Source organism: Variovorax palleresanus, from assembly GCF_051144945.1.
Classification (GTDB): Bacteria; Pseudomonadota; Gammaproteobacteria; order Burkholderiales; family Burkholderiaceae_C; genus Variovorax; species Variovorax paradoxus_S.
Genome location: NZ_JBJNVP010000001.1, coordinates 549,053 through 562,080, shown reverse-complemented (window position 1 = coordinate 562,080; position 13,028 = coordinate 549,053). Strand labels below are relative to the sequence as shown.

The following is a 13,028-nucleotide window of genomic DNA, read 5'->3' as shown; positions in this document are numbered from 1 at the left end:
GCTGCTGCCTCAGGTTCTCAGCGACTCTGAAACCGCTCGTTGGCCAACTGGGAAAGCGTCGCCGCGGTCAGTGCGCGAACGCCCACGCGCATCGCCGATTCGTCGATCTGGAACAACGGCGAGTGATTCACCGGCCCGTCCTTGTCGCCCATCGGCGAGGCGTTCAGCATCCAGAACACGACCGGCACACCGGTCGAACCGAAGGCGCCGAAGTCTTCCGATCCCATGGAGGCAGGCATCTGGCTCACCTTCGCGGCACCTCCCGCGGCGGCACCGAAGGCGCCCACCAGCGAGAGCGTGGCGTCCCGGTCGCTGACCAGCACCTCGTAGCCGTCTCCGCTGTCGATCTTGACGTCCGCCTGCACGCCGTAGCTGGCCGCGATGCCCGTGGCGCGGCGGCGGATTTCCTCCTGGGCGATCTTCTGGTTCGTCGGCGAGAGCGCGCGGATCGTGCCGGCGATCTCGGCCGTCTCGGGAAGCACATTGAAGCGGTTCCCGCTCTGCAACATGCCGGTGGTCACGATCGTCGGCCCACCGTCGATGGTCGGGTTGAGCCGGTGGCTCACGATGTTCTGCAGGCCCAGCACGGTCTCGGCCGCGGCCAGCATGGGCGTGTTGGAGGCCCACGGCGCCGCGCCGTGGCCGCCGGTGCCCTTGAACTGGATACGAAACACGTCGATGCTGGCCAGCATCGGGCCCGGCCTGTAGCGGATCGCGCCGGAAGGCGCCTGGTTGCTGATGTGCTGGCCGAGTACGACGTCGACCTTGGGGTTGTCGAGCACGCCCTCACGCACCATCGCCATGGCGCCGCTGGACTTGCCCAGGCCCGGGCCGATCTCCTCGGCCGGCTGGAAGATGAAGACCACCGTGCCAGCCAACTGCTCGCGCAACGACGACAGCACCTTGGCCGCGCCCAGCAGCATGGCGACGTGCGCGTCGTGCCCGCAGACATGCGACACGGCGACGGGCTTGCCCAGCCAGTCCGCCTTGGCCGTGGACTTGAAGGGCAGGTCGTTGCGCTCCTCCACGGGCAAGGCATCCATGTCCGCCCGCAGCGCCACCACAGGGCCTGGACGGCCACCACGCAGCACGGCCTTGATGCCCGTGCCGGCGATTCCGGTGCGCACCTCGAGGCCGGGCATGCCAGCGAGGGTCTGGGCGATGTACTTCGCGGTGCCGGTTTCCTGGTAGGCCAGCTCGGGGTTCTGGTGAATATGCCGGCGCCATTCGACCACCTGGGGCTGTGCGCCATCGGACAGGAGCAGGGCCTGTGACAACAGAGTGGATGCCATCGCGGGCGCTGCGTTTTGTGCATGCGCTCCCGCGAAAGTGGCTCCGAGAATGAAAGCGCAGACGTGACGTCGAATGTTCATGTTGGATCGGAAAAGTTGCCGGAAAAGTTGCGTGGATCAGCCCGCCACGGGTGGTTGCCACCGGCCCTATTCCCCGGGTTTCCCCGGGCCGGCTCGCGTTGTAGTGGGCAATCAAAGCTGCTAGCATAAGTTAACTTACCGGCCGGCATGTAAAAACAAAACCGGCAAACCGCTCGACGTGACAGAAGAAAGACACGAGACAACGAGATGAATGCCTTGATGCAGAGCAACGCGCTCCTGATTTCCAAACTGCTGGAGCACGCGGCGCGGCACCATCCGGACGTCGAAATCGTCTCGCACGTCAACGCCCAGCAGTGCGAGCGAACGAACTGGCGGCAGGTGGCGCAGCGCGCGGCCAGGCTCGCATCGGCGCTGCAGGCGCGCGGCATCCAGCCCGGCGCGCGTGTCGCGACGCTGGCCTGGAACACGCATCGGCACCTGGAGCTCTACTACGCTGTCTCAGGCATCGGGGCGGTGCTGCACACGGTCAACCCGCGGCTCTTCCCGGACCAGATCGGCTACATCGTCAACCATGCGGCCGACGACCTGCTCTTCTTCGATCTCGGGTTCGCGCCACTGCTCGCGCAGGTCGCGCCCCAGCTGAAGTCGGTCAAGGCATTCGTCGCGCTTTGCTCCCACGCGGAGCTGCCCGCGCTGGACCTGCCCGGGCCGCTGCTGTGCTACGAGGACCTGGTGGCAGAGGCCGAGCCGCTGGCGCAGTGGCCCGACCTCGACGAGAACACCGCTTCCTCGCTTTGCTACACCTCCGGCACCACCGGCAACCCCAAGGGCGTGCTTTACAGCCACCGCTCGACGGTGCTGCACTCGTGGGCGGCGTGCGCGGCCGACGGCCTTCAGCTGCGCGCGCACGACAGCGTGCTGCTCGCAGTGCCAATGTTCCATGTGAACGCCTGGGGCATCCCGTATGCGGGCGCGATGTGCGGCGCCAAGCTGGTGCTGCCGGGGCCGGACCTCGGCGGCGAGCGCCTCTTCACCCTGATGCGCGACGAGCGCTGCACCTTTTCGCTCGGCGTGCCGACCGTGTGGCTCGGCTTCTTCCAGCACGCGGAGAAGCTCGATGCGGCCACGCGCGCCGAACTGTGCCTGGAACGCGTCGTGGTCGGTGGCTCCGCTGCGCCGCGCGCCGTCATCGAGAAATTCGAGCATCTGTTCGGCGCCTATGTGATCCAGGCCTGGGGCATGACCGAGACCAGCCCGCTGGCCACGATCTGCAACCTGCTGCCGCGCCACGAGGGCATCCCGCTCGAGGAGCGCTTCGACGTGCAGGCGCGGCAGGGGCGCGCCATCTTCGGCGTCGAGATCGCGGTGTTCGACGCCGAGGGGCGCAGGCTGCCCGACGGCACGCACACGCCGGGCGAACTGAAGGTGCGCGGCCCCTGGGTGGTGTCGGCCTACTACGGCCAGGAGCCCGGCGCGTCGCTCGATGCCGACGGCTGGTTCGCCACCGGCGATGTGGCGCTGATCGACAAGGACGGCTACGTGCAGATCACCGACCGCTCGAAGGACGTGATCAAGTCGGGCGGCGAATGGATCTCGTCGATCGACCTGGAAAACCTCGCAGTCGGTCATCCCAAGGTGAAGGAGGCGGCGGTCATCGGCGCGTACCACAGCAAGTGGCAGGAACGCCCGCTGCTGATCGTGGTCCCGAACGAGGGCGAGCAACTCACGTCCGAGGAAATCCTCGGCTTCATGCAGGACCGCGTGGCGCGCTGGTGGATGCCCGACGACGTCGTCTTCGTCGACGAGTTGCCCCACACCGCCACCGGCAAGCTGCAGAAGACCCGGCTGCGCGAGCAGTTCCGCGGCCACCGGTTGCCTACGGACATACCCGGCGGCTGAGGCTTCCTCTTTCCCTTCGGCAATCCAAGGCACCGGAGCTGCGGCAGAGCTCAAGCGACAGCAACCCTCACACACACAACGGAGACAGACATGCAACATCGATTCCGCCTCGCGGCCTGCGCGGTCGCCCTTCTCGTCAGTGCGGCCGCTTCGGCCCAAGGCAGCGCCATCAGCGACGACGTGGTGCGCATCGGCGTCATGGCCGACCAGACGGGCCCCTATTCGGGCAACGGCGGTCCCGGCTCTTCGCTGGCCGTGAAGATGGCCGTCGAGGACTTTGGCGGCAAGGTACTCGGCAAGCCCGTCGAGGTGCTGCTGGCCGACGACCAGAACAAGCCCGACGTGGGATTGAACATCGCGCGCAAATGGCTGGACACCGAAAAAGTCGACACCATCGTCGGCGGCTCGGCCTCCTCCATCGCGCTGGGCGTGTCATCGCTGCTCAAGGAACGCAAGAAGCCTTACCTGATCGCCGGCACGGTGAGCGCGGAGCTGACCAACAAGTCGTGCTCGCCGATGAACTTCCAGTTCCTCACCGACACCTATGCGCTGCCCAAGGCGGGTGTGCAGAGCCTGATGAAGCAGGGCGTGAAGAGCTTCTACTTCATCACCGTGGACTACGCCTTCGGCCAGGCCTTCCAGGACGACGCCGCCCGGTTCATCCAGGCCGCGGGCGGCAAGGTGGTGGGCTCCGTCAAGCACCCGCTGGGCGCCACCGATTTCTCGTCGTACCTGCTGCAGGCGCAGGCCAGCGGCGCGCAGGCCATCGTCATCCTGAACGCGGGCCTGGACCTCTCGAACGCGCTGAAGCAGGCGGCCGAATACAAGCTCACGCGCAACGGCCAGGTGGTGTCGGTGTTCGGCATGACCATCAACAGCGTGGCGGCGATGGGCCTGGACGTGGCCCAGGGCCTGCAGCTGACGGTGCCCTTCTACTGGGACCGCGACGATGCCTCGCGCGAATGGTCGAAGCGCTTCATGGCCCGCAACAAGAGCGTGGTACCGACCTACATCCATGCCGGCGCCTACAGCGCGACCATGCATTACCTGAACGCCGTCAAAGCCGCGGGCACCGACGACGGCGCCACCGTCGCGGCGAAGATGAAGGCCATGCCGATCAACGATTTCTTCTCGAAGGACGTCAGGATCCGCGAGGACGGCCAGGCGCTTCGCCCCGTCTATGCCGTGCAGGTGAAGAAGCCCGCCGAGTCCAAGGGCGCGAACGACTACTACACGGTGCGCGCCGAGATCCCGCCGGAGCAGACCTGGCGCCCGCTGGCCGAGAGCAGTTGCGATTTCATCAAGGGCAAGTAGTCGCCCCATGGCTACCGCCTCCTCTGCCCAGCCATTGCGGATCGACATCCTCGATCCCCGGCGCGACCTGCTCGGCGAGTGCCCGCTGTGGGACGTGCGCAGCCAGTCGCTCTACTGGATCGACGGCCGCGCGCAACGGGTCCACCGCCACACGCCCGCCACCGGCGCGAGCGCGCAATGGCATGCACCGCAGCACATCGGCTCCATCGCGCTGTGCGAGAGCGGCCGCCTGCTGCTGGCGCTGGAAAACGACTTCTGGCTGCTCGACCCCGACAGCGGCTCGCTCACACCCTTGGAAGCGAGCGTCACGCACCCCGCCGAGCGCATGCGCCTCAACGACGGCCGCGTCGATCGCGCGGGCCGCTTCGTGGTCGGCTCGATGACCCTGGGCCGCGCCGAGCCCCAGGGTGCGCTGTACCAGCTGGCTTCCGACGGCACGGTGGCCACGCTGGAGCGCGGCATTGCTGTCGCCAACGCCACCTGCTTCAGCCCCGATGGCCGCTGGCTTTACTTTGCGGACAGCCACACGCACCAGATCCGCCGCCATCCCTACGATACGGCCACCGGCGTCTCAGGCCCGAGTGAAGTGCTGGTGGACACGCGCGCACTGGGCTCCGTTCCCGATGGCGCCGCCGTCGATGCCCAGGGCCACCTCTGGGTGGCGCTGGTGCAGGCCGGGCAACTCGCGCGCTTCACTCCCGAAGGCCGGCTCGAACGCACCATCCAGTTGCCTGTGACCTATGTCACCTGCCCCTGCTTCGGCGGCCCCGAGCTCGACGTGATCTACCTCACGTCGATCAGCAACAGCGGCAACCTGCTGCGCAGCGACCATCCGGACGCGGGCGCGGTGTTCGCCATTCACGGCGCCGGCGTGCGCGGACTCGCGGAGTCCCGCTTTGCCGACGCCTCTCAACCGATCTGACAAGGCAGACAACATGACTCAACGTTTCGAAGGCAAGGTGGCGCTGGTCACCGGCGGCGCACGCGGCATCGGCCGCGCCATCTCGGAGGCCCTGGCCGCGGAAGGCGCCATCGTCGGCGTGCTCGACCGCCAGGAAGACCTGGCGCGCGACGCCGCCGAAGCCATCCAGGCCCGGGGTGGCCGGGCCATGGCTTTCGGCGGCGACGTGGCGCGCCGCGACACTTTCACCCAGTCCATCCCGGTGCTGAAGGAAAAGTTCGGCCGCTTCGACATCCTGGTCAACAACGCGATCTGGGTGCGCTACGGCCCCATCGATGCCATCACGCCCGAGATGCTCGAGCGCATGGTCGGCACCGGCTTCAACTCGGTCGCCTGGGGCATCCAGGTGGCGGCCGAGGCCATGAGCGAAGGCGGCAGCATCGTCAACATTGCCTCATCGGCCGCCTACCTGGGCCTGCCCGAAGGCATGCTGTACTGCGGCGTGAAAGCAGGCGTGCTGGGGCTCACGCGTTCGGCGGCAACCGACCTCGGGCCGCGCGGCATCCGCGTCAACGCGATCTGCCCCGGGTCCATCGAGACCGAGGGCGTGAAGATCAATCTCACGCCCGAGAAGGCCCAGGTGCGGCTCGCCAAGACACCGATGAAGCGGCTCGGCGCGGTGGACGACGTCGCCAAGGCGGTGTGCTTCCTCGCCTCATCCGACAGCAGCTTCATCACGGGCGAATCGCTGCTGGTGGACGGCGGCGTGACGCACGCCTTTCTCTGAGCACCGGATCGCTCACGCCATGGACACCATCCTCGAAGCGCGGCAGCTCAGCCGGCAATTCAGCGGCTTCTTTGCCGTGAAGAACGTCGACCTGCGCGTGCGCCGGCATTCCGTGCACGCGCTGATCGGCCCCAACGGCGCCGGCAAGACCACGTGTTTCAACCTGCTGACCACCTTCCTGCGGCCGAGCGCCGGCCATGTGATCTTCAATGGCCGGGACATCTCGCGCAGCGACCCCGCATCGGTGGCGATGGCCGGCCTGGTGCGCTCGTTCCAGATCTCGGCCGTGTTCGGCCAGATGACGGTGCTGGAGAACGTGCGCGTCGCGCTGCAGAAGAAGGCCGGCGGCAGCTTTGCCTTCTGGCGCAACGTGCGCGTGCTGCGCAGCCTGGACGCCCGCGCCATGGAGCTGTTGGAGCGCGTGGGCCTGGCTCACTGGCGCGATGCGCTGGCCGGCGAACTGCCCTACGGCCGCAAACGCGCACTGGAGCTCGCCACCACCATTGCAATGGAGCCCGAGATGATCCTGCTCGACGAGCCGATGGCGGGCCTGGGCCATGAAGACATCGGCCCGGTGGTCGAGCTGATCCGCGATGCTGCCAAAGGCCGGACGGTACTGATGGTCGAGCACAACATGAAGGTCATCGAGGCGCTGTGCGACCAGGTGACCGTGCTGCAGGCCGGCCAGGTGCTGGCCGAGGGCAGCTATGACGAAGTGTCGCGCGATGCCCGCGTGATCGAAGCGTATGTGGGAGGCGTGCATGCGTGAGGCCGCGGCAACGGCCATGCTGCGCGTGGACGGCCTGCGCGGCTGGTACGGCGAGACACTGGCGCTGCAGGGTATCGACCTCGAAGTGCACGAAGGCGAGGTGGTCTGCCTGCTGGGACGCAACGGCGCCGGCAAGACCACCACGCTGCGCGCCATCATGGGCCTGCTCGGGCGGCGCGAAGGGCAGATCCACATTGGCTCGACCCCGTCCATCGGATTGCAGCCCGAAGCCATTGCCCGGCTCGGGCTGGCCTACTGCCCCGAGGAGCGCGGCATCTTCGCGAGCCTTACGACGCAGGAAAACCTGATGCTGCCGCCGGTACTGCGCCCGGGCGGCCTGAGCGTCGAAGAGATCTACACGCTGTTCCCCAACCTGCTGCAGCGCCGCCACAGCCCCGGCACGCGGCTGTCGGGCGGCGAGCAGCAGATGCTGGCCATCGCGCGCATCCTGCGCACCGGCGCGCGGCTGCTGCTGCTGGACGAACCCACGGAAGGCCTCGCGCCGGTGATCGTCGAGCGCATCGGCCAGACCATCGGCATGCTTCGCCAGCGCGGCTTCACCGTGCTGATGGTGGAGCAGAACTTCCGCTTCGCCTCCACGCTGGCCGATCGCTTCTACGTGATCGAGGAGGGGCAGGTCGCGGCGCATTTCCGCCGCGACGAGCTGGACGCGCAGCGCGGCCGCATCGAGTCCCTGCTGGGGCTCTGAACAAAGCAATCAACGCAGGACGAACACACGATGGACGGGCTATTCGGAATCTCCCCGGCGGCGCTGATCGGGCAACTGATGGTCGGGCTCATCAACGGCGCCTTCTATGCGCTGATGAGCCTGGGGCTGTCGATCATCTTCGGGCTGCTGCGCGTGGTGAACTTCGCGCACGGCGCGCAGTACATGCTGGGCGCCTTCGTCACCTGGGGGCTGCTGGAGTACCTTGGCATCGGGTACTGGGGCGCCATCGTCATCGCGCCGCTGGTGGTGGCGGCTTTCGGGCTGTTGTTCGAACGCTGGATGCTGCGGCGCCTGTACACGCTGGACCATGTCTATGCGCTGCTGCTGACCTTCGGCGTTGCCTTGCTCATGGAAGGCGCGTTCCGCCTGCAGTTCGGCGTGAGCGGGCAGCCCTACCCCAATCCGTTGTCTGGCGGCCTGGACGTGGGCGTCACCTTCCTGCCGATGTACCGCGTGTGGGTCATCGTGGCCGCGCTGGCGGTGTGCATGGGCACCTGGTTCTTCGTCGAGAAAACGCAGCTCGGCGCCTACCTGCGCGCTGCCAACGAGAACGCGCCGCTGGTGCGCACCTTCGGCATCAACGTGCCGCGCATGCTGATGCTGACCTACGGGCTCGGGGTAGGCCTGGCCGGGCTCAGCGGCGTGATGGCCGCTCCCATCTACCAGGTGAGCCCGCTGATGGGCTCGAACCTGATCATCGTGGTGTTCGCGGTGGTGGTGATTGGCGGCATGGGATCGATCCTCGGCTCGATCTTCACCGGCTTCGGCCTCGGTGCGATCGAGGGCCTGACGAAGATCTTCTATCCCGACGGCGCCGGCGTGGTGATCTTCGTCGTGATGATCCTGGTCCTCGCGGTCCGCCCCCACGGCCTGTTCGGCCGCGCCCACTGAGGAAACCGACATGGACACCCTGCATCGCCGCACCCACACCGCATTGCTGGCCGCCGCCCTGGCGGTGCTCGCCCTCGCGCCTTTCGCGGTCTACCCGATGTTCCTCATGAAGCTGATGTGCTTCGCACTGCTGGCCGCCTCGGTCAACCTGCTGGTGGGCTACGTCGGCCTGCTCTCCTTCGGCCATGCCATGTTCTACGGCGCCGCGGGCTACGTCACGGCGCACGCGGTCAAGGTGTGGGGCTGGGACGGCGCCGCCGGCGTTCTCGCGGGCATCGCCGCGGCGGCGCTCGTGGGGCTGGTCACCGGCCTGCTGGCCATCCGCCGCTCGGGCATCTACTTCTCGATGATCACGCTGGCCTTCGCGCAGCTGGTGTACTTCATTGCGCTGCGCGTGCCCTTCACAGGCGGTGAAGACGGCATCCAGGAGATTCCGCGGCCGATGGTGCTGGGACTGTTCTCGCTGCAGAACACGCTGACGCTCTACTACTTCGTCGCGGCGCTGATCGTCTTCGGCTTCTGGCTGATCCATCGCGTGGTGCATTCGCCGTTCGGACAGATCCTGCGTGCCATCCGCGACAACGAACCGCGCGCCCAGTCGCTGGGCTACCGCGTCAACCGCTACAAGCTGCTGGCCTTCGTGCTGTCCGCCGGGCTGGCGGGGCTGGCCGGCTCGCTCAAGGTGCTGGTGTTCCAGCTCGCCTCGCTGACCGACGTGCACTGGGCGACTTCGGGCGAGGCGCTGCTGATCTGCATCGTCGGCGGCATGCACACGCTGCTCGGCCCTGTGGTGGGCGCCATCGTCATCGTGTCGATGGAGAACTATCTCGCGTCTTTCGCCGAATGGGTGCTGATCATCCAGGGCGTCGTCTTCGTGCTGGTCGTCATGCTGTTCCGCAAGGGCATCGTCGGCCAGTTCCATTCCTGTCTCGCCACCCGCCGGCAGCGCCGCGCGGCCGCGGCACCCTGAGGAGCATGCCAATGGCAGCCCATGACCTTCCTTCGACCTGGCCGGCCACGCCAGGGCTTCTCTCCGGCCGGCTGGCACTGGTGACCGGAGCCGCCAGCGGCATCGGCCGCGCCATCGCGGTGGCCTATGCCCAGGCAGGTGCGCGTGTCATCGTGACGGACCTGCGCAGCGATCGCTGCGCCGAAACCCTGCAGGCCGTGCATGCGGCGGGCACCGAAGGCTGGGCCTACGCACTGGACGTGTCCGACGCCCAGGCCTGCCTTTCGCTGGCGGAAGCGGTGAAGGACACCGCCGGCGACATCGACACGCTGGTCAACAACGCCGGCGTGATCATCCGCGAAGGCATCGACAGTCCACGCGCGCAGGAGAACCTTCATCGCACCATGGACGTGAACCTGTTCGGCGTCTTCAACACCGTCCACGCATGGCTGCCGGCATTGCGGCGCACGCGCGGCTGCATCCTCAATGTGGCGTCGGGTGCCGCGTTCATCGCCCAAGGCGGCGCACTGGGCTATTCGGCCTCCAAGGCAGCGGTGAAGATGCTCACGCAGTCGCTGGCGCTCGACCTCGCGCCGGACGGCATTCGCGTCAATGCGCTCGCACCCGGCGTGATCGAGACCCCCATGACCGAAGCCACGCGTGCCGACCCGGCGCGGCTGGGCCGCTTCATGCAGCGCATTCCGGCCGGGCGCCTGGGCCAGCCGCACGAACTCGCCGGTCCGGCGGTGTTCCTGGCCTCGGGGCTTGCGAGCTTCGTCAACGGCGTCACCTTGCCGGTAGACGGCGGCACGCTGGCCGTGTAAGGCCACGCCCCGACCCGCGCACGCGGGTCCCGGGCCATGACGTCAGGCTGCGAGGGCTTCCTGTGCGTGTTCGAACACGAAGTCGCGATAGCCGCCCTGCACTGCCGCGGCGCAATGCTCCCTGTATTTCTGGAATCCGCCCGTGAAGAGCGTGAGCCCCTGGGGCTTGTCCTTCACGTTGGCACCGACGTACCAGGTCTTGGCCTTGAGGAGCAGCGAGCGCTGCGAGAGCGCGAAGACGATGTCCATCCACGCCTGTTCTGCCTGCGGCGTCGGCTCGATGGTCGACAGTCCGTTCTTGTCCATGTGCGTCATGGCGGCCGCGATCCAGTCGACGTCATGCTCGCTGATGCGGATGATGTTGGCGAGCGCGGCGGGACCGTTCGGCCCGGTGGTCATGAAGAGATTGGGGAAGCCTTCCATCATCAGGCCCAGGTGCGAGCGCGCACCGTCCTTCCACTTGTCGTTCATCGTGCGCCCGCCCCGCCCGACGATGTCGAAGGCCAGCAGCGCGCCCGTCAGGCCGTCGTAGCCGGTGGCGAAGATGAGCGCGTCGAGTTCGACCTCGCCGGCCTGCGTCTTCACCCCGCGCTCGGTGATCTCTTCGATGGGGTCCGAGGTGCAGTCCTTCAGATGCACGTTCGGCCGGTTGAAGGTCTCGTAGTAACTGCCGTCCAGGCAGGGCCGGCGCGCGAAGATGGGATACCCGCGCGGCTTCAGCTTCTCGGCTGTCTGCGGATCGTTCACGATCTCGCCGATCTTGCCGCGCACGAACTCGGCGACCTGCTCGTTGGCTTCCGCGTTGGTCAGCAGGTCCGCGAAGGTGCCGAGCATGGCCAGGCCGCCGTTCTTCCAGGCGTCTTCAAGGAGCTGCCGGCGCTGGCTGGGTGTCACGCTGAAGAAGGCGCGCGTGGATTGCGGGCGCACACCGCCCACCGCGCTGTTGCGGGCCGACTCGCGGATGCCGGCATAGTGGCGCTTGACCTCGGCCACGTAGGCCGGCTCGAGCGCTTCGTTGCGCATCGGCATGGTGAAGCTCGGCGTGCGCTGGAACACGAAGAGCTCGCCGGCCTCCTTGCCCACTTCCTGGACGATCTGGATGCCGGTCGATCCCGTGCCGATGACACCCACGCGGCGGCCTGCAAAGCTGACGGGTTCATGCGGCCACTTGGCGGCACGCAGCAGCTGGCCCTTGAAGCGGTCGATGCCGGGAATCTCGGGGTCCTTGGGAATCGACAGCGGGCCGGTCGCCATGATGCAGTACGTGGCCTCGTACGTGTCGCCGCGATCGGTGATCACGGTCCACAGCTTGCGCGACTCGTCCCACACCGCGCGGGTCACGCGTGTGCTGAACTGGATGTGCCGGCGCAGGTCGAGCCGGTCGGCCACGAAATTGATGTACCTCAGCAGCTCGGGCTGCGCGGCGAACTGCTCCGACCAGGTCCATTCCTGCTCGATCTCGGGAGAGAACGAAAAGCTGTAGTCGATGCTCGGCAGGTCGACGCGTGCGCCCGGGTAACGATTCCAGTACCAGACACCACCGACATCGCCTCCCGCCTCGAAGCCCTGGACCCGAAGGCCCATTTCGCGGAAGCGATACACGGCGTACATGCCGCCGAAGCCGGCACCGACCACGACCACGTCGAGCCGCTGGGCCCCGGTGTGCGGATTCAATGGATGGCGAGATGGATGCAGGTTGCGAGGCTCAGTGGTCATGTGTGTGTCTCCTTGTTTGTTGCGGCCGCGGCGGCGCGGACCTCATGCAAGGAAATGATGCCGACCACCTGCCAGGTCATCAAGAAAATCACACTTGCGGCGAACAAGATCACATCCATGATTTTCCGTAGGGCTTGCGAGGGGCTATGCAGACCGGGATTCGCCCAGCGGCTGGACGAGCCGCCGCATCAACGCGGTGTAGCGCGCGCGGTGCGGGCGCATGCGCTCGATGGTACCGCCCATGCCCAGCACCGCGATGCGCCCCTGCACCAGGCAAGGCAGCACCACGCCGATGGTGGCGCCGCCAAGCAGCGGCATGTTCTCCATGTAGAGCGACTTGCGCTCGCGCGCGTCGGCCACCTGCGGTGCAATGACATCCAGCGCCACGCGGTCTTCCTTGCGCGGTACGGCGATGTTGGCGCGCCGCACGAGGTTCTCGATCTCGGCATCGCCGCGGTCGGTCAGCAGCAGCCAGCCGACCGCCGAGAGCGTGAGCGGCCGCATGCTTCCCTCGTCGGTGTGAAAGCGCAACGGATGCGTCGACTGGATCACGCGGATGTACTGCACGTAAATATCGTTGAGCATGCAGATCGAGACGGTCTCGCCGGTGGCGCTGTGCAGGTCGCGCATCACCTCGACGATGCGCCCCTGCCCGAACAGCGCCTGCGTGACCCAGTCGCCCAGCGAGGCCACGCGGGGCGTCGGGAAGTACACGCGATCGGCGCGGTTGTAATTGAGGTAGCCCAGAGCGATGAGGTTCTTGAGCAGCACGGTCGTGCTGGACTGCGGATAGCCCAGCGCATCGCTGATCTGCTTGAGCGCCAGAGGCGTGCGCAGCTGCGCAAAATACTCCAGCACCTGCAGCACGCGCGTGGCCGATTTGACGGTTCCGGTGGGCATCCATGTCCTTCAGA

The 13,028-nt window shown here is 67.2% G+C and carries 13 protein-coding genes; 9 read left to right on the top strand and 4 right to left on the bottom strand.

What is annotated here, in order from left to right:
* Positions 1-17: 17 nt before the first annotated feature.
* A complete protein-coding gene (locus tag ACJ7Z0_RS02655) occupies positions 18-1,292 on the bottom strand; it encodes a M20 metallopeptidase family protein (protein ID WP_434788549.1) in 1,275 nt (424 codons plus the stop codon).
* Between the two features lie 288 nt (positions 1,293-1,580).
* On the opposite strand from ACJ7Z0_RS02655, the gene ACJ7Z0_RS02650 reads away from it, so the two are divergent.
* From ACJ7Z0_RS02650 to ACJ7Z0_RS02610, 9 genes are all read left to right on the top strand, one after another.
* Positions 1,581-3,233, top strand: a complete 1,653-nt coding sequence (locus tag ACJ7Z0_RS02650) for a long-chain-fatty-acid--CoA ligase (RefSeq protein ID WP_434788548.1) — start codon at positions 1,581-1,583, stop codon at positions 3,231-3,233.
* A gap of 90 nt (positions 3,234-3,323) precedes the next feature.
* Positions 3,324-4,547, top strand: coding sequence for an ABC transporter substrate-binding protein (locus ACJ7Z0_RS02645; RefSeq protein ID WP_434788547.1), 1,224 nt, complete (start codon positions 3,324-3,326; stop codon positions 4,545-4,547).
* Positions 4,548-4,554: 7 nt separating this feature from the next.
* Positions 4,555-5,469, top strand: coding sequence for an SMP-30/gluconolactonase/LRE family protein (locus ACJ7Z0_RS02640; protein WP_434788546.1), 915 nt, complete (start codon positions 4,555-4,557; stop codon positions 5,467-5,469).
* A 13-nt stretch (positions 5,470-5,482) separates the two neighbouring features.
* Complete coding sequence (locus ACJ7Z0_RS02635) at positions 5,483-6,235, top strand: SDR family NAD(P)-dependent oxidoreductase (RefSeq protein WP_434788545.1); 753 nt, start codon at positions 5,483-5,485, stop codon at positions 6,233-6,235.
* 19 nt (positions 6,236-6,254) lie between these two features.
* Positions 6,255-7,004: an ABC transporter ATP-binding protein gene (locus tag ACJ7Z0_RS02630; protein ID WP_434788544.1), complete on the top strand. Its 750-nt coding sequence runs from the start codon at positions 6,255-6,257 to the stop codon at positions 7,002-7,004.
* Complete coding sequence (locus ACJ7Z0_RS02625) at positions 6,997-7,713, top strand: ABC transporter ATP-binding protein (protein WP_434788543.1); 717 nt, start codon at positions 6,997-6,999, stop codon at positions 7,711-7,713. The genes ACJ7Z0_RS02630 and ACJ7Z0_RS02625 overlap by 8 nt, the downstream gene beginning before the upstream one ends.
* Before the next feature lie 30 nt (positions 7,714-7,743).
* A complete protein-coding gene (locus tag ACJ7Z0_RS02620) occupies positions 7,744-8,625 on the top strand; it encodes a branched-chain amino acid ABC transporter permease (protein WP_434788542.1) in 882 nt (293 codons plus the stop codon).
* 10 nt (positions 8,626-8,635) lie between these two features.
* Positions 8,636-9,595 (top strand): branched-chain amino acid ABC transporter permease, encoded by a 960-nt coding sequence (locus ACJ7Z0_RS02615; RefSeq protein WP_434788541.1) that lies wholly within the window; start codon positions 8,636-8,638, stop codon positions 9,593-9,595.
* Positions 9,596-9,606: 11 nt separating this feature from the next.
* Positions 9,607-10,398 carry an SDR family NAD(P)-dependent oxidoreductase gene (locus ACJ7Z0_RS02610; protein WP_434788540.1) on the top strand — a complete coding sequence of 264 codons (792 nt, stop codon included), beginning with the start codon at positions 9,607-9,609 and terminating at the stop codon, positions 10,396-10,398.
* Positions 10,399-10,440: 42 nt separating this feature from the next.
* On the opposite strand, the gene ACJ7Z0_RS02605 is transcribed toward ACJ7Z0_RS02610, so the two are convergent.
* Genes ACJ7Z0_RS02605 through ACJ7Z0_RS02595 form a run of 3 tightly spaced genes read right to left on the bottom strand, consistent with a single transcriptional unit; the run spans position 10,441 to position 13,014 of the window.
* Positions 10,441-12,114, bottom strand: coding sequence for a flavin-containing monooxygenase (locus ACJ7Z0_RS02605; protein ID WP_434788539.1), 1,674 nt, complete (start codon positions 12,112-12,114; stop codon positions 10,441-10,443).
* Entirely contained in the window at positions 12,111-12,233 is a 123-nt protein-coding gene (locus ACJ7Z0_RS02600) for a hypothetical protein (RefSeq protein ID WP_434788538.1), read from the bottom strand. The genes ACJ7Z0_RS02605 and ACJ7Z0_RS02600 overlap by 4 nt, the downstream gene beginning before the upstream one ends.
* A 25-nt stretch (positions 12,234-12,258) precedes the next feature.
* The gene (locus tag ACJ7Z0_RS02595; protein ID WP_434788537.1) at positions 12,259-13,014 is read right to left on the bottom strand and encodes an IclR family transcriptional regulator; all 756 of its coding nucleotides are present in this window, start codon (positions 13,012-13,014) and stop codon (positions 12,259-12,261) included.
* Between the last annotated feature and the right edge of the window lie 14 nt (positions 13,015-13,028).

What these genes read in the sequence shown, in the direction of transcription:
- ACJ7Z0_RS02605 (WP_434788539.1), bottom strand. Translation starts at nt 12,114, where the DNA reads ATGACCACTGAGCCTCGCAACCTGCATCCATCTCGCCATCCATTGAAT.
- ACJ7Z0_RS02595 (WP_434788537.1), bottom strand. Translation starts at nt 13,014, where the DNA reads ATGCCCACCGGAACCGTCAAATCGGCCACGCGCGTGCTGCAGGTGCTG.
- ACJ7Z0_RS02655 (WP_434788549.1), bottom strand. Translation starts at nt 1,292, where the DNA reads ATGGCATCCACTCTGTTGTCACAGGCCCTGCTCCTGTCCGATGGCGCA.
- ACJ7Z0_RS02650 (WP_434788548.1), top strand. Translation starts at nt 1,581, where the DNA reads ATGAATGCCTTGATGCAGAGCAACGCGCTCCTGATTTCCAAACTGCTG.
- ACJ7Z0_RS02625 (WP_434788543.1), top strand. Translation starts at nt 6,997, where the DNA reads ATGCGTGAGGCCGCGGCAACGGCCATGCTGCGCGTGGACGGCCTGCGC.
- ACJ7Z0_RS02635 (WP_434788545.1), top strand. Translation starts at nt 5,483, where the DNA reads ATGACTCAACGTTTCGAAGGCAAGGTGGCGCTGGTCACCGGCGGCGCA.
- ACJ7Z0_RS02630 (WP_434788544.1), top strand. Translation starts at nt 6,255, where the DNA reads ATGGACACCATCCTCGAAGCGCGGCAGCTCAGCCGGCAATTCAGCGGC.
- ACJ7Z0_RS02610 (WP_434788540.1), top strand. Translation starts at nt 9,607, where the DNA reads ATGGCAGCCCATGACCTTCCTTCGACCTGGCCGGCCACGCCAGGGCTT.
- ACJ7Z0_RS02600 (WP_434788538.1), bottom strand. Translation starts at nt 12,233, where the DNA reads ATGGATGTGATCTTGTTCGCCGCAAGTGTGATTTTCTTGATGACCTGG.
- ACJ7Z0_RS02640 (WP_434788546.1), top strand. Translation starts at nt 4,555, where the DNA reads ATGGCTACCGCCTCCTCTGCCCAGCCATTGCGGATCGACATCCTCGAT.
- ACJ7Z0_RS02620 (WP_434788542.1), top strand. Translation starts at nt 7,744, where the DNA reads ATGGACGGGCTATTCGGAATCTCCCCGGCGGCGCTGATCGGGCAACTG.
- ACJ7Z0_RS02615 (WP_434788541.1), top strand. Translation starts at nt 8,636, where the DNA reads ATGGACACCCTGCATCGCCGCACCCACACCGCATTGCTGGCCGCCGCC.
- ACJ7Z0_RS02645 (WP_434788547.1), top strand. Translation starts at nt 3,324, where the DNA reads ATGCAACATCGATTCCGCCTCGCGGCCTGCGCGGTCGCCCTTCTCGTC.